Annotated in this window: 23 protein-coding genes; 17 read left to right on the top strand and 6 right to left on the bottom strand. The window is 34.8% G+C overall.

Annotated elements, in window-relative coordinates; genetic code table 11:
• Nucleotides 1–92: 92 nt before the first annotated feature.
• The gene (locus MT340_RS00560; RefSeq protein ID WP_243590206.1) at nucleotides 93–944 is read right to left on the bottom strand and encodes an oxidoreductase; all 852 of its coding nucleotides are present in this window, start codon (nucleotides 942–944) and stop codon (nucleotides 93–95) included.
• Between the two features lie 318 nt (nucleotides 945–1,262).
• Between MT340_RS00560 and panB the strand changes: the two genes are divergently transcribed.
• The 4 genes from panB (at nucleotide 1,263) to MT340_RS00580 (ending at nucleotide 4,109) form a co-directional block, all read left to right on the top strand.
• On the top strand, nucleotides 1,263–2,090 hold the full coding sequence (gene panB, locus MT340_RS00565) for a 3-methyl-2-oxobutanoate hydroxymethyltransferase (RefSeq protein ID WP_243588314.1): 828 nt from the start codon (nucleotides 1,263–1,265) through the stop codon (nucleotides 2,088–2,090).
• A complete protein-coding gene (panC, locus tag MT340_RS00570) occupies nucleotides 2,074–2,928 on the top strand; it encodes a pantoate--beta-alanine ligase (RefSeq protein ID WP_243603467.1) in 855 nt (284 codons plus the stop codon). Before panB ends, panC begins: the two co-directional genes overlap by 17 nt.
• 3 nt (nucleotides 2,929–2,931) lie before the next feature.
• The gene (gene panD, locus MT340_RS00575; RefSeq protein WP_243588315.1) at nucleotides 2,932–3,315 is read left to right on the top strand and encodes an aspartate 1-decarboxylase; all 384 of its coding nucleotides are present in this window, start codon (nucleotides 2,932–2,934) and stop codon (nucleotides 3,313–3,315) included.
• A gap of 218 nt (nucleotides 3,316–3,533) precedes the next feature.
• On the top strand, nucleotides 3,534–4,109 hold the full coding sequence (locus MT340_RS00580) for a hypothetical protein (protein ID WP_243616778.1): 576 nt from the start codon (nucleotides 3,534–3,536) through the stop codon (nucleotides 4,107–4,109).
• A gap of 193 nt (nucleotides 4,110–4,302) precedes the next feature.
• Here the strand turns inward: MT340_RS00580 and MT340_RS00585 are convergent, their stop codons facing one another.
• The gene (locus tag MT340_RS00585; protein WP_243588317.1) at nucleotides 4,303–4,986 is read right to left on the bottom strand and encodes a D-alanyl-D-alanine carboxypeptidase family protein; all 684 of its coding nucleotides are present in this window, start codon (nucleotides 4,984–4,986) and stop codon (nucleotides 4,303–4,305) included.
• 211 nt (nucleotides 4,987–5,197) lie between these two features.
• Between MT340_RS00585 and MT340_RS00590 the strand changes: the two genes are divergently transcribed.
• Nucleotides 5,198–5,764: a DUF805 domain-containing protein gene (locus MT340_RS00590; RefSeq protein ID WP_243588318.1), complete on the top strand. Its 567-nt coding sequence runs from the start codon at nucleotides 5,198–5,200 to the stop codon at nucleotides 5,762–5,764.
• A gap of 174 nt (nucleotides 5,765–5,938) precedes the next feature.
• On the opposite strand, the gene MT340_RS00595 is transcribed toward MT340_RS00590, so the two are convergent.
• Nucleotides 5,939–7,549 carry a MutS-related protein gene (locus MT340_RS00595; RefSeq protein WP_243588319.1) on the bottom strand — a complete coding sequence of 537 codons (1,611 nt, stop codon included), beginning with the start codon at nucleotides 7,547–7,549 and terminating at the stop codon, nucleotides 5,939–5,941.
• A gap of 239 nt (nucleotides 7,550–7,788) precedes the next feature.
• Between MT340_RS00595 and MT340_RS00600 the strand changes: the two genes are divergently transcribed.
• The 4 genes from MT340_RS00600 (at nucleotide 7,789) to MT340_RS00615 (ending at nucleotide 12,643) form a co-directional block, all read left to right on the top strand.
• Nucleotides 7,789–8,193 (top strand): YjdF family protein, encoded by a 405-nt coding sequence (locus MT340_RS00600; protein WP_243588320.1) that lies wholly within the window; start codon nucleotides 7,789–7,791, stop codon nucleotides 8,191–8,193.
• A gap of 244 nt (nucleotides 8,194–8,437) precedes the next feature.
• Nucleotides 8,438–9,727, top strand: coding sequence for an arsenite efflux transporter membrane subunit ArsB (gene arsB, locus MT340_RS00605; protein WP_243603932.1), 1,290 nt, complete (start codon nucleotides 8,438–8,440; stop codon nucleotides 9,725–9,727).
• 86 nt (nucleotides 9,728–9,813) lie between these two features.
• A complete protein-coding gene (locus MT340_RS00610) occupies nucleotides 9,814–11,055 on the top strand; it encodes an ArgE/DapE family deacylase (protein WP_243588321.1) in 1,242 nt (413 codons plus the stop codon).
• Between the two features lie 193 nt (nucleotides 11,056–11,248).
• Complete coding sequence (locus MT340_RS00615; RefSeq protein WP_243603468.1) at nucleotides 11,249–12,643, top strand: YfcC family protein; 1,395 nt, start codon at nucleotides 11,249–11,251, stop codon at nucleotides 12,641–12,643.
• 130 nt (nucleotides 12,644–12,773) lie between these two features.
• On the opposite strand, the gene MT340_RS00620 is transcribed toward MT340_RS00615, so the two are convergent.
• Nucleotides 12,774–13,973: an MFS transporter gene (locus MT340_RS00620; protein WP_243588322.1), complete on the bottom strand. Its 1,200-nt coding sequence runs from the start codon at nucleotides 13,971–13,973 to the stop codon at nucleotides 12,774–12,776.
• Nucleotides 13,974–14,126: 153 nt separating this feature from the next.
• Between MT340_RS00620 and MT340_RS00625 the strand changes: the two genes are divergently transcribed.
• The 8 genes from MT340_RS00625 to MT340_RS00660 all read left to right on the top strand — a co-directional run bounded on the left by MT340_RS00625 (nucleotide 14,127) and on the right by MT340_RS00660 (nucleotide 22,806).
• Nucleotides 14,127–15,017, top strand: coding sequence for a LysR family transcriptional regulator (locus tag MT340_RS00625; protein WP_243603469.1), 891 nt, complete (start codon nucleotides 14,127–14,129; stop codon nucleotides 15,015–15,017).
• Nucleotides 15,018–15,125: 108 nt separating this feature from the next.
• The gene (locus MT340_RS00630) at nucleotides 15,126–15,905 is read left to right on the top strand and encodes a (S)-acetoin forming diacetyl reductase (RefSeq protein ID WP_103365461.1); all 780 of its coding nucleotides are present in this window, start codon (nucleotides 15,126–15,128) and stop codon (nucleotides 15,903–15,905) included.
• Nucleotides 15,906–16,022: 117 nt separating this feature from the next.
• On the top strand, nucleotides 16,023–16,262 hold the full coding sequence (locus MT340_RS00635; RefSeq protein WP_243588324.1) for a hypothetical protein: 240 nt from the start codon (nucleotides 16,023–16,025) through the stop codon (nucleotides 16,260–16,262).
• A 110-nt stretch (nucleotides 16,263–16,372) separates the two neighbouring features.
• Nucleotides 16,373–16,834, top strand: coding sequence for a YfiT family bacillithiol transferase (locus MT340_RS00640; RefSeq protein WP_243603470.1), 462 nt, complete (start codon nucleotides 16,373–16,375; stop codon nucleotides 16,832–16,834).
• Nucleotides 16,835–17,108: 274 nt separating this feature from the next.
• The gene (locus tag MT340_RS00645) at nucleotides 17,109–18,722 is read left to right on the top strand and encodes a xylulokinase (RefSeq protein WP_243603471.1); all 1,614 of its coding nucleotides are present in this window, start codon (nucleotides 17,109–17,111) and stop codon (nucleotides 18,720–18,722) included.
• Between the two features lie 31 nt (nucleotides 18,723–18,753).
• A complete protein-coding gene (locus tag MT340_RS00650) occupies nucleotides 18,754–20,058 on the top strand; it encodes an MFS transporter (RefSeq protein WP_272107456.1) in 1,305 nt (434 codons plus the stop codon).
• Nucleotides 20,059–20,073: 15 nt separating this feature from the next.
• Nucleotides 20,074–20,856, top strand: coding sequence for a glucose 1-dehydrogenase (locus MT340_RS00655; protein WP_243588327.1), 783 nt, complete (start codon nucleotides 20,074–20,076; stop codon nucleotides 20,854–20,856).
• A 246-nt stretch (nucleotides 20,857–21,102) separates the two neighbouring features.
• Nucleotides 21,103–22,806: an ABC-ATPase domain-containing protein gene (locus MT340_RS00660; RefSeq protein WP_243603472.1), complete on the top strand. Its 1,704-nt coding sequence runs from the start codon at nucleotides 21,103–21,105 to the stop codon at nucleotides 22,804–22,806.
• 140 nt (nucleotides 22,807–22,946) lie between these two features.
• Here MT340_RS00660 and MT340_RS00665 read toward each other — a convergent pair whose 3' ends face one another.
• Both MT340_RS00665 and MT340_RS00670 read right to left on the bottom strand, forming a co-directional pair.
• Nucleotides 22,947–24,605, bottom strand: coding sequence for an FAD-binding dehydrogenase (locus MT340_RS00665; RefSeq protein ID WP_243603473.1), 1,659 nt, complete (start codon nucleotides 24,603–24,605; stop codon nucleotides 22,947–22,949).
• Nucleotides 24,606–24,804: 199 nt separating this feature from the next.
• Nucleotides 24,805–26,028, bottom strand: a complete 1,224-nt coding sequence (locus MT340_RS00670; RefSeq protein ID WP_243603474.1) for a metal-dependent hydrolase family protein — start codon at nucleotides 26,026–26,028, stop codon at nucleotides 24,805–24,807.
• Nucleotides 26,029–26,037 lie beyond the last annotated feature (9 nt).

A 26,037-nucleotide genomic window follows, 5' to 3' on the forward strand; every position in this document is an offset into this window, starting at 1 on the left:
ATTAAAAAATTGTAGCAGTTAATTGGAATTTTATTAGAAAATAAAAATAGTGGATAATGAATGCTTGTGCATGAATTATCCACTGTTTTTAATTATTGTTGAGCGAGGGAATGATGTGAAAGTAAAAGTGCATAAACTGTATCAAGATGTGGCGTGTTCAGTTGATGTTTTCTTGCTTGGCGATAGATGAACCCTTGAATCGCTTCAACTTCAAGAGGTTCGTGGTCGATAACGTCATAATACATACTTGTTCCCATGTGATCAGGGTAGCCTGCGTAAATGTTCATGATATCTTCGACGATGGTATCTGAGATATGAATACCCTCTGCTTTTGCCACTTGAGTTCCTTCTGTTAATAACTTTCTACATAGAGTATTTACTTCGTCAATTTTTAAAATTTGGGCGGTATTTCTACCGAGTGCAGTTATTGAATTAATGCCTAAATTGACGAGTAGTTTATACCATATTTTTTCTTCAATATTATCTTCTAAAACTATTTCGATTTTTGTCTTATCAAGGACTTTCTTTAGTTCTGTAGTGTATGCATCTTGTTGTAGATGTAGACGATAGTCGCGAAAATGTGTGACTTCGTCTCCTGTCTTTTGTCCACTGATATAGACCACGGCTTGATAAGTGTGTTTGAAAGGAAGCTGTGACAGTAGACCGTAGCCATTTTGAGCCAAAATAAAAACGGTTTCGTTATGCGCAAGATGGTGAAGTTGTGGGAACAAGGCGTCAAGTTGATGGGTCTTCACGGCAATAATAATAGTGTCGAACGTTGATTTAATCTCTTTGATGTTTTGTACTTGGATGGTTTGGTTAGCCGGATAGATTGTCATTTGTTTTGAGGTGCGTCCAATTAGTGTAACGTTTGGCAAGGTTTGTTTGAGTTCGTGTGCAATGATTGTACCTATTGCGCCAGCACCGATAATCGCAATATTCATGGATGACATTCCTTTCCTAAAAATGATATTTATCATTATACAATTTTTATTATAGAAAAATGTGGTTATTTTAATAAATTAAGTATTGTATTTATGCAAATTTTGAATTTACACTTTTGTTGAAAATTAATTTTTGTGTTGAAATAATAAACACTATGTTATTTAATAGTTATTTGAAATAGTGTATTAGCTATTTTGAATAAACTGATTTATGGCAAAATTTTAAAATGTGCGAGTAATTCAAAGTATTATTGTGCATATGGCTATATAATGATTTTTAATATAAATTGAACTCAAACTATAGGAGATTTTAAATAAATGAAAAATTTAGCGAAATTAGTAGAAATGAAGCAAAATAAAACGAAAATTTCGATGATTACTGCATATGACTACCCTAGTGCGAAACAAGCACAAGAAGCATGTGTGGATATGATATTAGTTGGAGACTCGCTTGGCATGACGGTGTTAGGTTATGAAACAACAACACAAGTTACATTAAACGATATGATTCATCACGGTAAAGCAGTACGACGTGGAGCAGATGCTACCTTTGTAGTTGTGGATTTACCTATTGGAGCGGTTGGTGTAAGTGATGAGCATGATTTGAAAAATGCGATTACTCTATATCAAGCAACGAACGCTAATGCGTTAAAAGCAGAAGGTGCGCATTTAGTAAGTTTCATTAAAAAAGCCACTCAAATTGGCATTCCGATTGTGGCACATTTAGGTTTAATGCCTCAAAGCGTTGGGGTTATGGGATATCGATTACAAGGTAGTACTAAGGATGCTGCGGAACAATTGATTCAAGAAGCACATGCGGTACAAGAAGCTGGCGCTGTAGCATTAGTACTTGAAGCGATTCCTAGTGATTTAGCTGGTCTTATTAGTCAACAGTTAGATATTCCAGTTATTGGTATTGGTGCGGGTAAAGATACAGATGGCCAAGTATTGGTATATCACGATATGTTAAATTATGGCGTTGATCGTTATGCTAAATTTGTGAAACAGTTTGCTGATTTTTCAGTAGGTGTTGAAGGTATTAAGCAATATGACGAAGAAGTAAAAGCTGGCCTTTTCCCAGCAGAAGAACATACGTATAAGAAGAAAATATTGGATGAGGTAAATAGTGATGACACAAGTAATTAAAACTGTGAAAGAGATGCAACAAATTACGCAAGACTTGAAACGTTCTAGTAAATCAATTGGATTTATACCAACGATGGGTGCCTTGCATGAAGGACATTTAAGCATGATGCGTCGTTCTGTAGAAGAAAACGATGTGACGATTATTAGCGTATTTGTGAATCCGTTACAGTTTAGCCCTAATGAAGATTTTGATGCGTATCCACGTCAAATTGATCGAGATGTAGCATTGGTTAAAGAAATAAATGTTGATTACGTTTTTCATCCAGAAGTTGAAGAAATGTATCCTAACGAATTAAGTGTGACGCTGAAGGTAGGACGTCTAGCGGAAGTCTTAGAAGGCGCACAACGTCCGGGACATTTCGATGGTGTAGTGACGGTTGTAAACAAATTATTTAATATTGTACGGCCTGATAAAGCTTATTTTGGAAAAAAGGATGCGCAACAACTCGCAATTATTGAAAAAATGATGGAAGATTTTAATCATCCAATTGAAATTATTGGAATCGACATTGTACGTGAAGATGATGGTTTAGCGCGAAGTTCACGTAATGTGTATTTAACAAAAAGTGAACGTCAAGAAGCTGTTCATTTAAGTAAAAGTTTAAAATTAGCTCAGTCTTTATATGAAGAAGGCGAACGCCGTAGTAACAAAATTGTTGGTGCGATTAAAACATATTTAACTGAACATACAAGTGGCCATATTGATGAAGTTGCGATTTATAGCTACCCAGAATTAGAAGTTGTCACTGACATTGAAGGACAAATATTTATTTCTTTAGCCGTTAAATTTTCGAAGGCACGTTTAATAGATAATATTATTTTAGGAAGTGGAAAGTAAGTTATGATTAGAACAATGATGAATGGCAAAATACACAGAGCACGCGTCACAGAATCTAATTTAAATTATGTAGGAAGTATTACGATTGATGCAGATATCTTAGAGGCGGTAGATATTTTACCTAATGAAAAGGTAGCCATCGTTAACAATAACAATGGTGCTCGTTTTGAAACGTATGTAATTGCAGGCGAACGAGGTAGTGGAAAGATTTGTTTAAATGGTGCGGCTTCTCGATTAGTTGAAGTAGACGATGTAGTCATTATTATGACATATGTTCAATTAGATGAACATGAATTAATTGATCACGCACCAAAAGTGGCGGTCATGAATGAAAAGAATGAAATTATTCAAATGATTCATGAAAAAGAAAGCACAATTATTAAGTAAATAAGTGTGACGGCAGTCTTAAAAATAAGTAATTGAAATTAGAGGGAAGAGTTAATATCTTCGCCTCTAATTTTTTAATGTTTTAAAACCCCTTTATTCTTAATATAAAAAGTGAAATAATAAACATAAAGGTTTTAGACAACTATTTGTATTTTGAATTTTATGTTTTAAGGATGGTTATTTTGCATTTTAAAAAGTTTCTAGTCGTACTGTTATTATTGTCATTATTTTTAGGAGCATGTGATATTAATATTAATTTAGATAAGAAAAAGAGTAATGGCAATGAGAACGAAAATACTCAACAACATACCAATAATAATCAAACTGAGAATATTCAAAATGGACAGAGTCAAAATAATAATCAATCGTCTGATACACTATCAATTGAAAGAGCCAAAAATATCGCTTATCAAACTTTAAATGAAAGCAGTAGTCCAATGTTTAAGAAGAGCGATCTTAAATATAGAGAAGATAAAAGTGATGTTAATCAAATATTTATAGAAAGTCCATTACATGGTATTAATGGTTCTGCAAAAAGTCACGTTGTGCTTAATAGATATACTGGCGAAGTCATAGAACAAGATGGTGGGCCTCCAGCACCAGATGGGCCCTTACGACCTGAAAATGGACAAATCGATAACGAAACATATAATGTATTGGTTAAATACTATAATAATTATGTTTATCGTCAAGGAGACACTGTTTATGAGTATAGTAATCAACCTGTTTCAACAGAACAATATAGTAAATTAAGCAAGATAGTTTGGCGCTATATTGAAAAAAATACTCCTTAATATGATTGATGTATAAACTATATTGTGAGAATTTAACGTAAATAAAGCATCATTATGTAGAAGCGCATTACTTTTTGTAATAATATATTTAATTACGAATAATTTTGAAAGTATTTGTGCTATTTTAATATTTAAAATTGCCCTGATGATTTTTTATATCCTCAGGGCATATTATAGAGCCAAAATAAAATTTCTATTTTAATCCTACATATTCTTCTAAGGCTTGGTCTGAGTCATACACTTTAGTGGCAGTCTGTTTACCTAAGTAACGAAGATGCCATGGTTCGTACTGGTATCCAGTTATTTTTTCTTTTCCTTTAGGATATCTTACAATAAAGCCAAATTTATGAGCATTTTTAGCTATCCATTTTCCTTCTTTAGTATCTCCGAAACTTTTATATAAATTCTTATCTGAACCAACAGCGCCAACATCGTATGTTAAGCCAGTTTGATGTTCCGAGTTGCCAGGGCGTGCACTGTACTTGTCAGCTGCTTTTTTACCATCTCGTGTGGCATATTGATTATAAAGTTGCACTTGGGTTTGATAATTTCTAAAGCCACTAATTTTATATAAATTGAGATTTTCCTTATGCGCTTGGTTAAACATTTTCTGAAGTGCTTGTTGAGATTCTGGGTTTTCTCCTGGATTAAAATTAGAAGGAAGACTGACTTCCTTGTTAACAATTAAGATATTATCTATGTATGTACATCCGTTTTTTATTACTTTTTCATGTTTTTTCTGTACATTTTGATCTTTCCTAGACTTATCGCTTTGTTGTTGAGTATCATTTTCTGAAACATCTGTGCTATTTGAGTGATTGGAACAAGCGGCTAGTAATAAAGTGCTAAATACTAATACTGTGAATAACTTCTTCACTTTAACATCCCTTTCTAAATATTCATAAAAATAATAGAGTTCTACAAATAAATGATGTAAAAAATAATATATAAAGAAATTATAATATTTTCACTAGATTATAGGAACGTTAAAGGAGTAATAGAGGAAGAAATTTTTATTTTTTTCTATTGCTTTTAATAACTTTTTCATATGATATGATGTAGTAAAAGGATTGAAGGAGAGAGAGACTATGGATCCTAAAGTGACGTTTGGTCGAGCCTTTATACTATTTTGGAAGAATTATTTTAATTTTAAAGGGCGTTCAAGACGTAGTGAGTATTGGTTTGTACAATTATGGCACTTAATTTTTCATATCCCTGCTGTAATTATTTACTCTACAAGTATCGTTTTCTTTGTGTTGGCCTATGTTTCACGCGAAAATATGTTTATGGCTACCTCACTTATTATGCTAATCTGTGTGGGTCTTTATGCGACTATTTACGCTTTAGTTATTCTAATTCCACAACTGGCTTTAACGGCAAGACGCTTCCATGATACGAATCGCACAATGTTCGTGCCAATACTTTACGTAGTTGTAAATATTATAGGATTTATTGGTTATATTGTTATTGGTCTTTATGATTCTGACCTTAATAGTGGATGGAGCACATCTTTTGTATTAGTATATGCTTTTATCTCATTTGTGATAGGTATTTATCAAATTGTGATTGCTTGCTTCGATAGTAAAGTTGAGAAAAATAAATATGGTGAAAGTCCTAAATTTAAAAATTTAAAACGTCACAATGAAGAAATTTAAAATTTTTTATAAAGCAAGCCCCTTTAAGTCAAACATTAGCTTAAAGGGGCATTTTTAAAGTTAATTTTGTGAGTTTTTACGATTTATCTAACTACTCCGTAGAAAATGTTTTACATGAAACATTTCGAAGAGGTCCGGACAAAAATATTTAAGTTATTCCAAAGTTTCAATTCTTTATTTTTCTTTCACTTGCTGTTTCGCATGTTTATAAATTTTATTTGGGAAATGCGTAATGCGCAATAATTCAATCGCATTACGTGTATTTGCTTTACCTTCTTTAATCTTATAATCAAAGTAAATTTCATTATCTTCAATAGATTCATTGAAGTGATAATTGTGATAATCAGGTTGTAATAACTCTGACAGTTCAATGTCATGCGTCGCTGCAATGACTCTGTAATCAAGTTCTTTATCTAAATAGCTAAGTACAGATTCTGATGCTGCTATACGTTCTGTCGTATTTGTCCCTTTAAAGATCTCGTCGATAAAGCAATAAACCGGTATATCCGTTTCAATATCAAATAAGCGTCGAATGGATTTGAGTTCGGCCATGAAGTAGCTGTCGCCTGATAGCACATCATCGGCATTTGCCATGGAAGTATAGATTAAGCCGGGTTGATAGCTAAACTTGTCGGCTGTCACAGTATCGATAGATTGGGCAAGTATAAGGTTAATTGCTACAGATTTCATAAATGTTGATTTCCCTGAGGCGTTTGAACCAGTTAATAGAATATTGTGGTCGATGTTGAGATCGTTTGGGACTGCATTTTCCAATAAAGGATGAACTAAATTAGTAAATTCTATCTTCTTTTTTTCTGAAAAGGCAGTCGGCTCACAGTAGGTGTCTAGGGTGCGTCGGTACATGGCTAGCGAATAATGGTTGTCTAGGGTGCTAACGTAGTCGTAGCAGGCTAACACTTCGTCTTGATATCTAAAATAAGTGTGTTGGATGGTATGGAAGAGGAAGTAATCTACCATGAATGCCATCTTCAGCATCATGACGAAAGCGCCACCGATATCTTGGTCGCCAACTTTGCCGAGTATGCCACTAAATAAACGAGCACCCTTAAAGTGATTGAAGTTCGTTTTAACTTCAGGTGTGCCTTCAATTTGATCAAGATGATATCCTTGTCTAAGCACGTTAGCTGTATAGAATAATGACTTTAAGTCTTGGTCATAAGTTCGTTTTAACAGACCTGATAGAACGATATTAAGTAAAACTGTAAATATTGTTATTAGAACGCCAGTTGATGGAGAAAATAACATTATAAATAATCCTAAAATTGGTAGGAAAGGACATATCATAAATAAATTATTGCGTTTAATTGGCTTAAGTTGATCTGGGAAGATAGGATAGACCACTTTGCCAATTAAGGCTAAACGATATGAAACGCTATTACGAAACTGCTCATTATTATTAAACTGTTCTAATAGTTGTTTATTATTTGTTTGGAACATATGTCGTAAGGTAGCGTACCACTTCATTTCACCAATTGCGGTGAAGTTAAAGTTGCTACGATGAAATATTTCTTCAAGATTTAAGTCTGACCACGTTTTATCGTCAATGAAAGTGCGGTCAGGATATTTATCGCGTCTGAGTTTAAATTGATAATCAAAGCGAGAATTTGGACGCACAAATGTTTCTAAAGAACGTTTATTCTGCCACAGATATTTAATTTTAGTGATTAACTTTCTTTTCTCAGAAATTGAAATCACGATGTTACCAATTATTCCTAAAATGATGATCCCTAATACTAAAAGCGCGTAAGTCTGATAAATATTCATAATTAACTCCTTGATTATTTAATTCATTTATATAATTATTTCATAATAAGATGTATTTAACAAAAATATATAAATTAAAATGAGATATTGGTTTCATTGAATGAATCAGTTATGCTTAAAGAGAAATGTAAAAACACAATTGGGTTGGTAGTCCCAATGCAAATGTAAAAATTTGTCAGTAACTTTCCTCCTCAGGTCGTCCCTCATTTCAAGTTATACATTAAGAGGAGGGGCACTCATTGGAATTATCAGTATTTCATGATGGTCAATTTTTTATAGGCTTGGTTGAATATAGGGATGAAGATAAAGTTAAATTTGTAAAATTTACCTTTGGAACTGAACCGAATAGTAGAGATATTTTCAACTTTATTCATAATTACTTAGATGAACTGATGAATCAAACTAAAGTATCGGTTATAAAGAAGAAACCGAAGAAAGTTAATCCTAAACGGTTACAAAGACAAGTTGCTAAGGAACAAAAGCGACCTAAATCTTCAACTTATGCTCAACAAGCAATTAAAAAAGAGCAAGAAATTAAAAAATTACAAAGCAAAAAGAAAAACAAATTACTGAAAGAAAAGACGAAAGCATACAAACGACAGCTTAAAGTACAAAAAACAAAGCAAAAGAAAAAAGGTCATTAAGTCATTCGGTTAGTAATTTGTATAAGTTTCGACAATAGGACTTCGAACGTTTTAAATGTTAGAGGTCCTATTTTTTTACTTACCGAATTTTTCAATCGCTAAGCCTGATAGATTTTAAACTGTTGCACGTGATATGCTTAGGTGTGATATAGGAGGACTTGATGGATATGACAGATAAACAATTATCATCAACATCTAATTTGATTAATTATAAAAATGCCATGTTACTAGGTGAACAGCTATGATGACATTTCTAGCTATTGCGATTTTTGTCATAACGTTAATTTTTGTGATTTGGCAGCCGAAGGGTTTAGATATTGCTGTTACTGCTGTTATAGGTGCACTATTGGCACTGATTACTGGCGTAGTTGGTTGGTCGGATATTGTAGAAGTGACGGGTATCGTTTGGAATGCAACGTTAACATTTGTTGCAGTCATTCTGATTTCGCTTATACTCGATGAAGTCGGCTTTTTTGAATGGGCTGCTTTACATATGGTGCGAGCATCTAAAGGTCACGGCTTTAGGATGTTTGTCTACATTATGCTACTTGGTGCTGTGGTTGCGGCGTTCTTTGCAAATGATGGTGCGGCATTAATTTTAACGCCAATTGTGCTCGCAATGGTGCGTCATCTTGGCTTTAATAGGAGGGTCATTTTTCCATTTATTATCGCTAGTGGATTTATCGCTGATACGACGTCTTTACCTTTTACGGTAAGTAATTTAGTGAACATTGTATCTGCAGATTATTTCAATATTGGATTTATTAAATATTTCAGTCGAATGATTATTCCAAATTTATTTTCTTTAGTTGCCAGTATTGGTGTGTTGTGGGTTTATTTTAGAACATCTATTCCGAAGCGGGTGGATACTCAGGCTATTCAAAGTCCCCATACGGCAATTAAAGATCAGAAGCTTTTTAAAGTTTCATGGGTCGTTTTAGCAATATTACTTGTAGGTTATTTAAGTAGCGAATTTCTACGCATTCCTGTGTCATTCATTGCCGGAGGTATCGCAATTATTTTCTTAATCTTGGCACGTAAGTCTCATGCTGTTTCTATTGGAAAAGTAGTCAAAGGCGCGCCATGGAATATCGTGATTTTCTCATTAGGTATGTATTTGGTCGTTTTTGGTTTAAAAAATGTGGGCATTACCACGGTATTAGGACAAATTTTTTCAAGCATCTCAGAACATGGTTTATTCCCAAGTATTATGGGCGTAGGTTTTATTTCTGCAATCTTGTCATCAATCATGAATAACCTACCAACTGTTTTAATAGATGCGATTGCAATTCATCAATCTCAAGTTACAGGAGTACTTAAAGAAGGTATGGTGTATGCGAATGTAATTGGTTCAGATTTAGGTCCTAAAATCACGCCAATTGGGTCTTTAGCAACATTATTATGGCTCCATGTCTTAGCTCAAAAAGATGTTAAAATTTCCTGGGGAATATACTTTAAAACTGGCATCGTTATTACTATTCCTGTCTTGTTTATGACTTTATTAGGTTTATATATAACATTAATTCTCTTTTAAATCTGATGCTTTTCTTTCGTTAATTTAACATGATACAGTTTGTTTATAATAAAAATTGTATTTATTTTAAAAGGAGTAATGAATTCATGAGTATATTTTCAGAAGAAGAAAAAATTCAAATGTTAGCCGATATCGTCGAAATAAATACAGTAAATGACAATGAAATTGAAGTTGCACGTTACTTGAAACAATTATTCGAAGATCATGGCATTAAAGCAGAAATTGATGAAATAAAAGATAAACGCGTCAACTTAATTGCATCTATTGGAGAAGGTAGTCCGGTAGTAGGCGTTTCAGGTCATATGGATGTTGTGTCTGAAGGTGACCATAATGATTGGAATTACCCTCCTTTCGAGCTTACAGAAAAAGAGGGCTTATTATATGGACGTGGTACATCAGATATGAAAGCAGGTTTAATTGGCTTAGCGATTGCGATGATAGAAATTAAAGAAAGTGGGACTTTACCTAAAGGTACAATTAAGTTTATGGCAACTGCTGGCGAAGAAATGGAACAATTAGGTTCAGCTCAATTATATGAAAAAGGCTACATGAATGATGTGGATGCTTTAATTATTGCCGAGCCCTCTGAACAAAATATCGTTTATGCGCATAAAGGTTCAATGGATTTCAAAATTACGTCTAAAGGTAGAGCCGCACATAGTTCAGTGCCAGTGATTGGACAAAATGCGATTAAGCCGTTAATCCAATTTATTCAAAATATAGATGAAGAGTATGAACGTCTTTCAAAAGAATTAAAATATGAAAGATTGGATTTCTCTCATTTAATTAATCGCATCCAAACACAACTTCAAAATAACGATCAACTTGATGAAGAAGAAGTAAAACGTGTGATTTCAGGTTTAGTGATTAGTAATACAATTCTTCATGGTGGTAATCAGGTCAATTCAGTGCCAGACATTGCTACGGCAGATTTTAATATTAGAACTGTGCCAGAATATGATAATAATAAAGTAAAAGAGCTATTTAAAAAATATATTGAAGAAGTGAATAAACAAGGTGGACAACTTGAAGAAGATATGTATTTAGATTTAGATCCAGTGCTAACAACAGGAGATAATGACTTGATTAAAGTTGGACAACAAGTAGCTAAAAACATCTTTGATGAAGACATTGTGGCAGCACCGACAGTTGGTGTTACTGATGCTTCTAATTTGTTACGTGATAAAGATGAAGACTTCTCATTCTTAATGTTTGGCCCAGGCACTGTACCGCACCAAGTGAATGAGCATGTCGATAAAGAGAAATACCTTAAATTTATTGACTATTACACTGAACTTCTTACAACTTATTTAAAGCAATATGAATAAGATTTAACAAAAAATATTAGTTTTATAGAGAAAAGCGGTAACATTTTCAAGATGAAGTGTTGCCGTTTTTTGTTAGGTAAAAAAACTTCATTCTTAAAAAATTTTAAATATTAGTTCTAAATAAGGGTATGATAAAAATAATAATTTTTGTAAAATTCAATCAATTTTAAAATGAATAAAGGTGCTGATAAGGATGGGAGAAAACAAATCAACCAAATTTAAATTAAAAACACCGCATACTTATGCGTTATTAATGTTTGTGGTCGGTCTAGCATGGTTACTAACGTATATTATTCCAGCAGGTGAATACACAAGAGAAAAGAAAGGGGGACAGACTTTAGTTGTTTCTGGTACATATCACACTGTTGATTCTGCGCATTTGAACTTTTTAGAAATATTTAGATCCATTCCTGAAGGTTTGATTAGTGGTGGAGAAATTGTGTTTTATATCTTTTTAGTAGGTGGTGCGTTTGGCATTATTCACAAAACAGGCGCATTTGAAAATGGTGTTAATAAGGCAATGAGAACACTAGGTAAAGCTAATTTTTTAATGATTCCTTTAACAATGACGATATTTTCAATTTTAGGATTTACTATAGGTTTGGCTGAAGAAACGATTATATTTGTCCCTATCGGTATTATTATCGCCCGTACATTAGGATATGATGCATTGACAGGCGCTGCTATGGTTATTTTAGGCGCGGCAAGTGGTTTTAGTGGTGGTATGTTAAATCCATTTACAGTTGGTGTAGCACAAACAGTAGCAGAATTGCCCATGTTCTCTGGCTGGGGACTGCGTACTATTATTTACTTGTTTATTTTGACAGCTGCAATTTCAACCGTAATGTTATATGCACGTAAAGTTAAAAAGGATAAAACGAAAAGTATTGTTTATCATTTAGAACAAGAAGAAGGTCATACAAACCAAAAAGTTGAATATCAACATTTTAGTAAACGACAAGCTTTTAGTTTGTTAATTATTGTGGCGACGATTTTATTCAATGTATTTGGTATTTTTATGTTTGATTGGACATTTAATGAGATGAGTGCCAATTTCTTACTTTCTGGTATCATAGCTGGGCTAGTAAGTGGTTTAGGCTTAAATGGAACATTTGATGCTTTAATTGAAGGCATGCAGAATATATTATTTGGAGCAATGATTGTAGGTTTTGCGAAAGGTATTGTGGTTATTCTGGAAAATGGAAAAATTATCGATACAATCGTTCATGGTATGACCACATTATTATCAAATGTACCTGCCTCTTTAGTCATTATTGCCATGTTCATTTTACAGTTTTTACTCAACTTTTTTATCCCTTCTGGATCTGGACAAGCCTTAACAACTATGCCGTTAATGGTACCTATATCTGATTTACTGCATATCAATCGACAACTTACAGTACTCGCCTTTCAATATGGTGATTCAATTAGTAATATATTATTTCCAACATCAGCAATTCTTATAGGAGCATTAGCCGTAGGTCGTATTTCATACACAGAATGGATTAAATTCGTTTGGAAATTGATCCTTTTATGGGTGTTTATTTGTGCTGTTGCAATGTCTATTGCATTGGTAATTGGTTATTAAAATATTATAAGGGTAAGACTGACGTTTGTCTGAAGTTAGTAGGAAGGATGTCTAATGAGTATTGATATAACAACAAAAAGAGCAAGACCGTAATTTGGAAAAACGGTCTTGCTTTTTGATTAATATTTGTTTATTTGGCTTCTTTAGTTGCTTTTTTAAACGGATGTTTGTGATGTCTACCGTGTACAAAGAAGTAAACAATAATAGCTATTACAAGTAATACGCCCATTGCTAGGTATAAGTTACGGTAACCAATATATGGAATAAATAGACCAAGGATAAATGGTCCCATACCAGCACCAAAGTCAACAAAGATATAGAATGTTGAAGTCGCTAAGCCCATTTTGCTTGCTGGTGATTGTTGAATAGCGATAGCTTGAGCTGTTGGAATAATCGTGCCGTAACCAAAGCCAACAAATGCTGCTGCGACTAATAATGCTAATGGTGTATGCGTCATACTTAAAATAACTAAGCCAATAGCGAAACTGACTAATACTGGGTACATTACCTTATTTTCCCCAAAATTATCATAAACCTTACCTGTAAATGGTCGAGTAACGAATGTTGCAACTGCAAATACAACAAAGAAGAAACTTGATGCAGTGACTAAGTGAAGTAAGTCTGCATAAATAGATAAGAATGACAGTACACTTGAGTAAGCTACACCTACTAAAACAACAACCATTGAAATGGGTAATGCTTCTTTTTGTAAGAAAGCATTAATACCTTTAGGTTTAACAATTTCTTCATCTTCTGAAACAGTATTCATTGGTAATTTTTTAATGAAAAGAGAGAAGATTAAAGAAATAATGATGCTTACTAATCCAATCGCAAAGATAGATGAGAAACCTAAATTATTATTTAATACTAAACCTAGGAATGGTCCGAAAGCTGAAGCAAGTGTTACACTTAAACCGTAATAACCAATACCTTCACCTTTACGTTCTTCTGGAATAATACGAGATGAGATCGTACCCGTCGCAGTTGAAGAGAATCCAAACGCGATACCATGGAGTAAACGTACTATCATGAGAATCCAAATATTAGTAATAGCGAAATATAAAGCAATCGCGAGGACTGATGCGATGACGCCTCCAAGTAATACATTCTTAGGTTGTAGGTTATCAATAATACGGCCTGCTCCTAGTCTTCCACCTAGCATACCTATAATAAATACACCTGCAGCTAAGCCACCCATACTTTCTGAAGCGTGGTATTGATCAATTGTAAACTGTGTAATTGTAACGATTAACATGTAGTGTATGAGATACATGAATAAGTTAACTATCGTTACGAATATGAAGTCTTTAGTCCATAAACGCTGACCCATGATGTCCCTCCTTAATCATTTTTTAAAAAAGATATGCTTTATTTTAAATTTGTTCACTAAATATACAAATTCTATTATAGTAATAACTAATGCTAATGTATAATTAGAATTATCGAATTAAATATAAGTAAAACTGATATAAAGAGGTGCGAGATGAACTTTGAACAGTTAAGTTATGTGAAGACCGTTTATGAAGAAGAGTCTATTATTCGCGCAAGTGAGCTTATGCATATAAGCCAATCTGCAATGAGTCAATCTATTGCCAATTTAGAAGAAGAATTAGGATATAAATTATTTTATCGTTCAAGAAAAGGTACGGTACCTACTGAAGTAGGGAAACGTTTAATTCCCAAAATACTTGAAATAGAAGAAGCGAAAAATGATTTATGGTCAGAAATTAAAAGTATTAATACAAGTATTGAAGGAAAAATTAAAATCGCAACTATCCCAACGCTTTTCCATAAACTTTTGCTTAAAGTGTTATCGCATTTTAAAAATGACCATCCTAAAGTTGAAGTGGAAGTCTTAGAGGCAGAGAGAGAAGAAATATTGAAAATGGTACAAGATAACGAAATTGATATAGGTTTAATAGGTAAGAAAAAAGTAGGAGAGCAATATCATCATATTGTTGAACATCAACTTAATGTTTCTTCGGATTTTAAATTAATCGTTCCCGCTAAATCCAAACTTACTTTTAAAGACACAATTAATTTAGAAGATATTAAACATTATCCATTTGTACTTTATGATAGAAGTTTTTATCATCATCATTTAAAAGAATTTGAAAAAGAAAATGGAGAATTAAAAATCGTCTTTCGTACAAATAATCCTGTAGTAATGATGCGTATGATTGCTGAAGGTCTAGGTATTGGAATTGTCTCAAGTTTGATGCTTGAAAATGATCCTTTCTTAAATAATGAATTGATTGAATCATTACCTTTAGGGCAACCTTTTGATTATTCTATTTATTTTGCAGCAATGATTAATAAGGAAAGAAATAATGAACCTACTGTTTTAGAATTTATAAATTATTTAAAAGCTTAACCAAATCATTCTTATCAAAGCACCAAATATTATTCATAAAGCGTTCAAATTATTAATATATAAAAGTGATAATATAATAAATGAATAATATTTTAAGAGGTGTTTTTTATGAGTAATGCGAAAAAAGTTGCAGTAGTTACCGGCGCAGCTCAAGGTATTGGATTCAAAATTGCAGAACGTTTATTCAAAGATGGCTTTAGCGTTGCACTTGTAGACTTTAATGAAGAAGGCGCTAAAAAAGCAGCAGCTTCATTAAAAGCAGAAGGACAAGAAGCGGTAGCTTTTAAAGCAGATGTTTCAGACCGTGAAAATGTCTTTAATGTATTACGTGGTGTTGTAGAACATTTCGGTGAGTTTAATGTATTAGTTAATAATGCTGGTTTAGGACCAATGACACCTATCGACACAGTAACACCTGAACAATTTAGCCAAGTCATTGGTGTTAACATTGGTGGTGTCTTCTGGGGTATTCAAGCTGCTTTAGAACAATTTGAAAAATTAGGTCATGGTGGTAAAATCATTAACGCCACTTCTCAAGCAGGGGTTGAAGGTAACAAAGGCTTATCTTTATACAGTAGTACTAAATTCGCTGTGCGTGGTTTAACTCAAGTAGCAGCACGTGACTTAGCAGAAAAAGGTATTACAGTTAACGCCTATGCACCAGGTATCGTTGAAACTCCAATGATGGAAGGTATTGCGATTAAATTAGCTAAAGAAAATAATCAACCCGAAGAGTGGGGCTGGAAACAATTCACTGATCAAATTACATTAAAACGTTTATCTAAACCAGAAGACGTTGCGAATGTAGTAAGCTTCTTAGCAGGTAGCGATTCTGATTACATTACAGGACAAACAATTATCGTTGATGGTGGTATGAGATTCCACTAAGCCTATGTGATAAACATGTCTGTGTATAATGTTAATTATTTTCTTAAATTAAGTACAATTTAAAAAGAAATAGTATATAATATTGTTTAAACTTATAAAACAGAAAGGGAAAAGTGGATGAGGTTAAACAGTATTAACTTAGTTTCTATTATTTTATGTATATTATCATTCCTATTAGCCATTTCAATTGTGTTTACGAGTATGTTTTGGTATTTACCGGGATTCTTTGTATTACTGTTATCAGTAGTTTCAAGCATCTTAGGTATGATGAGTGGCAACAGACTATTAAATGGTGCAACTTTAATTTTAACAATTGTTTTCTTTGTTATTTTTTCAAGCCCATTACTTTTAGCATAGGATAATAACATATAACTTCAAGAAGTGGCTTACACTCTCAACGATGTAAGCCACTTTTAAATTTATTTAAGAAGGGTAAATGTAAGTATTACATTTAAGGGGGGTAAAGTATGGATGTTAGATTTCCGATTGGCCAATTTGAAGCGCCTAAAGATCCAACTTTAGTAGATGTGAAACAATGGATGAGTGAAATTGAAGTTTACATTAATCATTTAAAAGAAACAGTTGATCATTTAAGTGATGAACAATTGAAACAACAATATCGTGAAGGTAGTTGGACAGTAAGACAACTCGTCCATCATATTGCAGATTCACAAATTAATTTATATGAACGTTTGAAAATGACTTTAACCGACCAAGGTGTTACAGCATTTATGTTTAACCAAAATAAATGGGTAGAATTGCCCGATTCATTCTTACCTATTGATATCTCTCTTCATATTTTAGAAGGATTAAATAAACGTATTGTCGAAATGGGTAATCATGTTACAGAAGAGGATTTATCACGTACAATCACATTGTCTGATGGAAGTGATGTGTCAGTCGCTGAGTTACTTGCGAAATTATCTTAGCATGAAAGACATCATTTAGAACATATTAAAATTGCATTATCTAAATAAGAAGTATTTCTAGCTTCGATTGAGAGTATGAAACATGGTATTTTAAAATAAGTTATATAGAGTGAAAATAGTCACCTTTATCTTATAGATGTAAATCTAGGATAAAGGTGTTTTTTTACTTTAAAAAATTGTAAACATTGTAAATTTTGCCTTGTTACATGAAAAATGCATGTGCTAGGATTAATCTGTGATAACGTTTTCATAAAAAGATAAGCGAGATGAGATGATGAATTCTACAGAAGTTAAGCAATATATTGAAGATGGAAAGTTAACCGTAGGCATCGAATTTGGCTCAACAAGAATTAAAGCCATAGCTATTGATGACCAATGTCAAACGCTAGCGACAGGTTCTTTTGAGTGGGAGAATAGCTATCGCGATGGCTATTGGACATATTCTATGAACGATGCTTGGGTTGGCATTCAACAAAGTTATGCCGCAATGACACAAGAATTGAAAGATAAGTATGACGCTACTGTAACCCAACTCGCTTCATTAGGTATAAGTGGTATGATGCATGGTTACTTACCTTTTGACGAGAAGGATGACTTACTCGTTCCTTTTAGAACGTGGCGTAATAACAATGCAAATAAGGCAGCGGAAATTTTACGTGAAGATTTCCAAGTGAATATTCCAGAACGATGGAGTATCGCGCAACTTTATCAATCTGCTTTAGACCAAGAGTCTCATGTTGAGCACGTGCGTTATATGACAACACTTGCGGGCTATATTCATTGGTATCTAACTGATGAGAAAGTGCTTGGTATTGGCGATGCTTCAGGTATGTTCCCAATTGACAGTGAAACACAAGATTATCGTCAAGATATTCTAGATCGTTTTAATACGCTGTTTTCTGCAAAGGGGTATACCCAAGATATTCGAGACATTTTGCCTAAAGTCGTCGTAGCAGGTGAGTGTGCGGGACGTCTTACAGAAACAGGTGCTAAATTAGTCGATCCAAATGGTGAATTACAAGCAGGGTGCCCTTTATGTGCACCAGAAGCTGACGCGGCAACGGGGATGGTTGCGACAAATAGTGTAGCTCCACGAACAGGTAATGTTTCTGCGGGTACAAGTATTTTTTCAATGATTGTCTTAGAAAAACCAATTAAAGCTGTATATCCAGAAGTCGATATTGTCACTACACCAGATGGTTATGAAGTTGCGATGATTCACGCGAATAATTGTACATCTGATATTAACGCTTGGGTAGATTTATTTGGCGAAGTGTTAGATACCATGGGCGTGCAATACGATAAAGGAGCACTTTTCACAAAGTTATTTGAAAGCGCTTTAAAAGGTGACCAAGATTTAGGTAAATTATTATCTTTTGGCTATATTTCAGGTGAATTTATTACAGATGTGCAACATGGTTATCCAATGCTCGTACGTTCTGTTGATAGCAAATTCAATCTTGCCAACTTGATGAAGACACATATTTACAGTGCCTTCAGTACTTTGAAAATCGGTATTGATTTATTGAAAGATAAAGAAAATATTCAAATTGATTCGATGTACGGCCATGGTGGCATTTTCAAAACGGAGAAAGTCGCACAAACATTCTTAGCGGCTGCGCTTCAAAGTCCGGTGTTAGTGATGCAGACGGCGAGTGAAGGTGGCGCATGGGGTATTGCAGTATTAGCAAGATACATGATTGAAGAAGAAACAACGAACTTAGCAACATATCTTAATGATTTCGCATTTAAAGGCACGGAATCTCTAACAATTGAACCTACGAAAGAGGAAATTGATAGTTTCAGTGCTTACACAGATCGCTTTAAACAAGGCATTCCACTTGAACGTCTTGCACATGAACAATTTCATTCAGAACAATCAAAGTAACAATTAAACAAAGGTAGAAAGTGGGATTAAGTTGGTTAATGATTTACAAAAACAGCAACGCCAGTTTTTAGGTTTACCTATGGTTTTAATTTGGGGTTACATTGCCGTAGCAATCTTTATGACTGGCGATGGAGTAGAACAAGCATTTTTATCTAAATATATCATGAGTCTTGGCTATAGTAATGCAGAAGCTGGACATGTATTAACAGTTTACGGGTTAATCGTTGCTGTAGCTTCATGGATGTCAGGTGTTATGGCTGAAATCTTTAGTCCAAAACGTATTATGACATTAGCATTTGTTATTTGGATTATCTTCCACGTTGGATTTTTAACGTTAGGTTTAGCTCAAGATAACTACGCAATGATGATGATTATGTATGGTATTCGTGGATTTGCGTATCCAATGTTTATTTACAGCTTTGTAGTTTGGATTACATATTCTTCACCTAGCCACAAACTTGCCTCAGCAATGGGTTGGTTCTGGGCAATGTATTCAATCGGCATTGGCGTATTAGGTTCATATTTACCAAGTTTCACTATTCCGTTTATTGGTGAATTAGGTACGTTATGGTCATCACTTATCTTTATCGCAATTGGCGGACTTATTGCCATGTTCTTTGTAAACGATAATAAAGGTGGAGATGTTGAAGCAAAAAACATGACTAAAGGAGAAATTTTAAGAGAATTTGGACGTGGGATTACGATTTTAGGTAATAAAGATGTAGCGGTTGCCTTTGTCGTACGTATCATCAATCAATTATCTTTATTCGGTTTAGTCGTTTTCTTACCACACGTTTACACGGCTGATTTTGGTTTCACAACATCACAATGGTTACGTGTATGGGGCTTAATGTACTTTGTCACAATCTTTACTAACTTATTCTGGGGTGTCATTGGTGACAAGATTGGTTGGGTACGCCAAGTACGTTGGTTCGGTTGTATTGGTATGGCTGTAGCAACGTTAGCGTTCTATTACTTCCCAGCATGGAGTGGTCCAAATGTATTTGTGACAACATTAATCGCTTTAATGTTAGGTTTCGCAGTTGCGGCGTTTGTGCCGATGTCAGCCATTTTCCCAACGTTAGTGCCTGAACATAAAGGTGCTGCCGTTTCAGTACATAACTTAGCGGCTGGTTTAAGTAACTTCATTGGTTACGGACTTGCAAGTATCGCACTTACATTTACATCAGCAGAAGTAACAATTTGGATTTATGCAATTCTTTACGTTGTTGGCTTTATATTGACGTTCTTTATGAAAGTGCAACAACCGAGTAAACAAGTAAATACCACAGTTAACACACAATCAAATACAGCAGTTAATGCACAATCAAATTAGAAGGGTGAGAGAATCATGACAAACATTATTGATCAATTTAAAATTAACGGGAAAGTTGCAATTGTAACAGGAGGCGCAATGGGTCTAGGTAAAGCCATGGCTGAAGCTTTAGCACAAGCTGGCGCAGACATTGTTATCGCCGATATTAAATTAGACTTAGCTCAAGAAACTGCTAACGCAATCGCTGAACATGAAGGCGTCAAAACAACAGCATTAAAAGTAGACGTTACAAATCCTGAAGACGTTAACAAAATGGTTGAAGACGTTGTTAAAGAATACGGCAAAATTGACGTATTAGTAAACAATGCGGGTATGACAATTAATGAAAAAGCAGAAGATGTATCATACGAAAACTGGTTAAAAGTCATTAACTTAAACTTAAACGGCGTATTCTTAGTAGCACAAGCGGTAGGTCGCCAAATGATTAAACAAGGTAATGGTTCAATCATTAATACATCTTCTATGTCAGGTTTAATCGCCAACAAACCACAAGAACAAGCATCTTACAATGCTTCTAAAGCAGGCGTTATCATGTTAACGAAAAGTTTAGCGATGGAATGGTCTAAATATGGTATTAAAGTTAATACAATTGCGCCAGGATACATGAAAACAGCATTAACTGAACCAATGTTCAATACTGGTGGAGAAATGATTGATTACTGGATGGGCGCTACACCAATGGGTCGTCCAGGTGAACCAGAAGAATTAGGCGGTATCGTAGTATACCTTGCTTCTGATGCATCATCATTCACACAAGGTAGCGTCTTCACTATTGATGGTGGTTACACTGCATTATAATTTTTCTTTGAACGTACGAGAAAGGAAAATTTGCACTTTTTTAGCACTAGTGCGCTAACACTAATGCTCCAGCAAACCCGTTAAAAAGACGGTGGCTTTAGTTTTGGAATATAACCATCCCGCACCTACCAAAGTTAGGGATGGTTATTTTTTATGCCTAAAATTAAGAATTTCTAGAATAAAGTTATGACGCCCGGGTAGGTTGGGTAAACAATTTGTATATACTAACTGAACGGAGGAATAACTATGAAACGCTCGACAGAACTTGAAAAGACATTGAAGTCTCTAGATGGCCAAAAATATGGAGCGTATAAACGAACAAAAGGTACATATGCTTTTGATCAATTTCGATTAGCCATAGATCATGTGCAAGTAGACCCTTTCGCACCACCTTCCAAAATGCGTCTTATTATTGATCGTAATATCGCGCAAATACCAGACAATTTACTGGATACGAAAGATAAACGCATCGCAGTAGCTGACTTTCTAACAAGAACATTTGCTAAGCAAGCTGCGAAATTTAATCATACGGTTAAAGGCGCCGGTAAAAACGGTAAAATCTTTATCGACCATTGTGGACAAGAAATTCTGGAACGTACTGCAGTTGTTATCAACGATAAAGATATCGAAGTACGTATTGAAGTAGGCATGCCAGCTGCAGGGCGTAAGATTCTTGGAAAAGTAGCAGCGCATACTTTAATTCAAGGACTTCCATCAATTGTTGACCAATCACTCATTTTCAACAATATTAATCAACAAGCGCTTCAGAATCAAGTGACATTAAAACTGGATCAAACGTATATTAGAGAACAACTTGAACAACGTAACTTAGTTGCTTTCGTCGCCAATGATTCTATCTTACCTAGAAAAAGCGGTGTCTCTGATGCACCTATGAAAGACGCAATTAAGTTTACGAGTCCTGAATCAGTAGAAACTACATTTAACTTACCTAGTGGTCGGGCAGTCACAGGGATGTCTATTCCAGAAGGTATTACGCTCATTGTTGGTGGTGGATATCACGGTAAATCGACATTAATTGAAGCCTTAGAGCGTGGCGTTTATAACCATATCCCTAACGACGGAAGAGAGTTTGTCCTCACACGCCATGATGCTATGAAGATTCGCGCTGAAGATGGTCGTAGTATTCAAAATGTGAATATCAGTCCGTTTATTGATAATTTGCCGGGCAAGAAAGATACGACTCACTTCTCAACAGAGAATGCTAGTGGCAGTACATCTCAAGCGACGAATGTGATGGAAGCGTTAGAAGCGCAAACGTCTACATTATTAATTGATGAAGATACATCTGCGACTAACTTTATGATTCGCGATGGTCGCATGCAGAAGCTAATTGCGCCGGATAAAGAGCCGATTACGCCATTTTCAAGTAAAGTTAAACCACTTTATGACGATTATAACGTTTCTACTATTCTCATTGTGGGTGGTTCTGGCGATTATTTCGATGTTGCAGACCGTGTATTGATGATGGATGAATATCATTTGAAAGATGTGACGTCCGAGGCTAAAGCAATTGCTGATGAAGATGGGTATAAGCGTGGTGCTGAGTCAAATGCTCATTTTGGTGACATTCCAGCTCGTGTGCCTTTAGGTGCTTCATTTTCTAAAAAGGGAAAAGATGATCGTTTGAAAGCGAAAGGCTTGCATACCGTCATGTATGGTAAAGAGGCTATCGATATTTCTGGTTTAGAGCAACTGATTGATGATAGTCAGACGAATGCCCTTACGGTAATGATTGATTACTTTAGACGTCATCTGATAGATGAGCATACGAATCTTATTGATGCTACAAATCGTATGTACGCTTTGATTGAAAAGGAAGGCATTGAAGCGGTATCGCACTTTGAAGGACACCCAGGCAACTTAGCTTTACCACGCAAACAAGAATTCATCGGTACATTGAATCGTTATCGAGGATTAAAAATTAAATAGTTGTTATAGAGGAAAAGCGTATTGTGAGGCACGGGGCTATATCACAATACGCTTTCTTTTCATTTTACACTAAAATGTATAAAAAATGGTAACTTATACAAAAGAAAAGTTACCATTTATAGTGTGAATATTTATGAATTTTAATGTATGTGATTATGAATACCTTCAGCCGCACGGATACCGCTAAAGATACAACCGCCTAGGAAAGTACCTTCAAGCGCGCGATAACCATGAACGCCACCGCCACCAAAGCCTGACGCTTCTCCTGCAGCATATAAACCTGTGATAGGTTGCATATCATGTTTAAGTGCTTGACCATCAAGATTTGTTTGAATACCACCAAGTGTTTTACGACTAATAATATTTAATTTAACCGCGATTAACTTACCATTTTTACCACTTAAAATTTTATGAGGTTTTGCGGTACGTACTAATCTATCACCCAAGAATTGACGTGCGTTATGAATAAACGAAATTTGAGGATCTTTGCTAAACTTGTTATCAATTTGTAAGTCTCGAGCTTTAATTTCATGTTTAATCGCTTCATAATCAAGCAAGTCGCTACCGACTAAGTCATTCATTTTCCGAACAAGCGTCCCTAAATCATCAGCTATCACGAAATCTGGACCTTTATTCATAAATGCCTCAACGGGAGAAGTCGCTTTACTGCCTAAACGTTCTTGAATTAGCAATTTAATATCTTTATCAGTCAAATCTGGATTCTGTTCTGATCCGGATAACACAAATTCTTTCTTAATAATATCTTCCGTTAAGATAAACCATGAATAATCGTAACCCGTCTTCATAATCGTTTCTAACGTATGCAATGTATCGAACCCGGGATAATCTGGCGCTGTCATACGACGACCAGTAGCATCAAACCACATAGAAGATGGACCAGGAATGATGCGAATCCCATGATTTGACCAAATAGGACTATGATTCTGAATGCCTTCCGTATAATGCCACATTCGATCTTTGTTCACTACATTTGCCCCAGCATCTTCCGTAATTTGAATAAGACGACCATCTGTAGAATCGGGCACGCCTTGAATCATCGTTTGAGGTGGGTTACCCAAACGTTTTGGCCAATATTTCCGAATTAACGGCATATTCGCGCCAATACCTCCAGAAGTGATTAACAATTCATCTACTGGATAATGGAAAGTATCAATAACAGTACGAGAAGACTTCTCGCCACGTTCAACCTCGCTTGGCTCCAAGATGTTTCCAGTCACATGCGTCACTTGATTATCCTCAATCCCAATTTCCGTCACTTGATGGCGTGGTAGAAATTCAAATTTTCCTTCTTGCTCTTTTTGGAAAATGTATTTAACAAACGGTTCCACAAGTCCCGGACCGGTACCCCAAGTGATGTGGAAACGTGGCACAGAATTACCATGACCAGAGGCAGATAAACCACCACGTTCTGCCCAACCTAAAATAGGAGTAAGGCGGATGCCCATATCTTTTAAATATTGTTCTTTTTCAAATGTCGCAAATCTTACATATGCTTCTGCCCATTGTTTCGCCCAATAGTCTTCATCATCGGGACGGTCAAACTGTGCTGAACCTAACCAATCATTTAATGCCAATTCATATGAATCTTTAACACCTAGGCGTTGTTGAATTTTAGAGTTCACAAGGAACAGCCCACCAAAAGACCAATATGCTTGTCCACCAATCGCTTGGCGTGGCTCTTGGTCTAACATTGTGACATGGTAACCTTTCTTCAATAATTCTGTAGCTGCTACAAGTCCACTTAGCCCAGCTCCAATTACAAAAATCTTTTTATTCATATTAAACTCCTTAAATACTCATAAATTTAAATGCATTTATCATATTTTATCAAGGATTAGAAAGAAGAGAAAATGGATTGGTGGTTGCGAATGAAAGTTTTAATTAATATTTCTAATTTATAACGTTATTAAGTAGTGCCTAAATAGTCTTGAAAATAAAAATAACGCTAAAAGAACTCTAGCGTTATTTTTCATCAATTTAACTGATATTTTTAACGATTTTTCCATCGATACTTACGATTTTAATATTGTGAGGATGTTTTAAAATACTAATATTCTCGAGTGGATTGTCATTTAAAATAATAAAATCGGCTTTTTTATTGACTTCAATTGTACCTATCGTGTCGTCATAACCTAGACATTCTGAAGCAATTTTAGTAGAAGACACAATAGCTTGCATAGGGGTCATACCATGTTCCACCATTAATTCAAGTTCTCTTAAATTTGTGCCATGTTTAAATACTCCAGCATCTGTGCCCATTGCAATTTTAACGCCTGCTTTTAGTGCTTTTTTAAAGCTTTCTGAATGGGCTTTAATGACTTCTTTTGATTTAGCAATTGAGGTTTCAGACATGCCAAGCTCTTTAGCATACTCGATGACGGAAACAGGTGCTAATAAGGTAGGTACTAAAAACATTCCTTTTTTCTTCATACCTTCTATTGCTTCGTCATCTAGAAAAATACCGTGTTCAATAGAGTGAATACCGGCTTCAATACAATTTTTAATACCTTGTAATCCTTGAGCGTGGGCCATCACTTTTCTATTACCTCTAAATTGAGCTTCTTCCACCATGACTTTTAATTCTTCAACTGAAAATTGAGTGAAGTTTGGATGATCTGTAGGGCTAGTGACACCACCAGTAGCGTGTACTTTAATAACATCGGCGCCTGCTCTTAGCATTTCGCGTACTTTTTTACGAACTTCTTCAACGCCATCACAGATTCCATTAGGCATACCAGGATAATCTTCTAGAAAACTTGGAACTAAAAATCCTGACTTAGTTAATTTATCACCGTGTCCCCCTGTTATCGTTAGCGCATTGACACTTATTTGTAAGCGTGGACCTAAAATTCTGCCATCTTGTATCGCCTCTTTGATACCTTGGTCTGCGCCTAAAGCATCACGTACTGTTGTAATTCCAGCATCTACGGTTCTCTTTAAATGATCGATTGCTTTATAAAAATTGTAAGAAAATGGTTTGCTTAATTTATGTTCAAGTGGCCCCATCTCTTCAATAATATGTACATGACTATCTATCATACCGGGCAATAAGAATTTATTAGTGCCATCTATCACATCATTATCCTTAACTTGTAAATTATTGCCTATTTGTCTAAAATAGTTATCTATAATTTGCACATCAACATTATATTGTATATCTTTTCCTGTTCCATCAATTAAATTAATATTTTTAATAAGCATTATAATCCC

The organism is Staphylococcus sp. NRL 16/872 (genome assembly GCF_022815905.2).
Classification (GTDB): Bacteria; Bacillota; Bacilli; order Staphylococcales; family Staphylococcaceae; genus Staphylococcus.

What these genes read in the sequence shown, in the direction of transcription:
- MT340_RS00625 (WP_243603469.1), top strand. Translation starts at nt 14,127, where the DNA reads ATGAACTTTGAACAGTTAAGTTATGTGAAGACCGTTTATGAAGAAGAG.
- MT340_RS00670 (WP_243603474.1), bottom strand. Translation starts at nt 26,028, where the DNA reads ATGCTTATTAAAAATATTAATTTAATTGATGGAACAGGAAAAGATATA.
- MT340_RS00655 (WP_243588327.1), top strand. Translation starts at nt 20,074, where the DNA reads ATGACAAACATTATTGATCAATTTAAAATTAACGGGAAAGTTGCAATT.
- panD (WP_243588315.1), top strand. Translation starts at nt 2,932, where the DNA reads ATGATTAGAACAATGATGAATGGCAAAATACACAGAGCACGCGTCACA.
- panC (WP_243603467.1), top strand. Translation starts at nt 2,074, where the DNA reads ATGACACAAGTAATTAAAACTGTGAAAGAGATGCAACAAATTACGCAA.
- panB (WP_243588314.1), top strand. Translation starts at nt 1,263, where the DNA reads ATGAAAAATTTAGCGAAATTAGTAGAAATGAAGCAAAATAAAACGAAA.
- MT340_RS00610 (WP_243588321.1), top strand. Translation starts at nt 9,814, where the DNA reads ATGAGTATATTTTCAGAAGAAGAAAAAATTCAAATGTTAGCCGATATC.
- MT340_RS00640 (WP_243603470.1), top strand. Translation starts at nt 16,373, where the DNA reads ATGGATGTTAGATTTCCGATTGGCCAATTTGAAGCGCCTAAAGATCCA.
- MT340_RS00595 (WP_243588319.1), bottom strand. Translation starts at nt 7,549, where the DNA reads ATGAATATTTATCAGACTTACGCGCTTTTAGTATTAGGGATCATCATT.
- MT340_RS00630 (WP_103365461.1), top strand. Translation starts at nt 15,126, where the DNA reads ATGAGTAATGCGAAAAAAGTTGCAGTAGTTACCGGCGCAGCTCAAGGT.
- MT340_RS00660 (WP_243603472.1), top strand. Translation starts at nt 21,103, where the DNA reads ATGAAACGCTCGACAGAACTTGAAAAGACATTGAAGTCTCTAGATGGC.
- MT340_RS00560 (WP_243590206.1), bottom strand. Translation starts at nt 944, where the DNA reads ATGAATATTGCGATTATCGGTGCTGGCGCAATAGGTACAATCATTGCA.
- MT340_RS00620 (WP_243588322.1), bottom strand. Translation starts at nt 13,973, where the DNA reads ATGGGTCAGCGTTTATGGACTAAAGACTTCATATTCGTAACGATAGTT.
- MT340_RS00645 (WP_243603471.1), top strand. Translation starts at nt 17,109, where the DNA reads ATGAATTCTACAGAAGTTAAGCAATATATTGAAGATGGAAAGTTAACC.
- MT340_RS00665 (WP_243603473.1), bottom strand. Translation starts at nt 24,605, where the DNA reads ATGAATAAAAAGATTTTTGTAATTGGAGCTGGGCTAAGTGGACTTGTA.
- MT340_RS00590 (WP_243588318.1), top strand. Translation starts at nt 5,198, where the DNA reads ATGGATCCTAAAGTGACGTTTGGTCGAGCCTTTATACTATTTTGGAAG.
- MT340_RS00615 (WP_243603468.1), top strand. Translation starts at nt 11,249, where the DNA reads ATGGGAGAAAACAAATCAACCAAATTTAAATTAAAAACACCGCATACT.
- MT340_RS00635 (WP_243588324.1), top strand. Translation starts at nt 16,023, where the DNA reads ATGAGGTTAAACAGTATTAACTTAGTTTCTATTATTTTATGTATATTA.
- arsB (WP_243603932.1), top strand. Translation starts at nt 8,438, where the DNA reads ATGACATTTCTAGCTATTGCGATTTTTGTCATAACGTTAATTTTTGTG.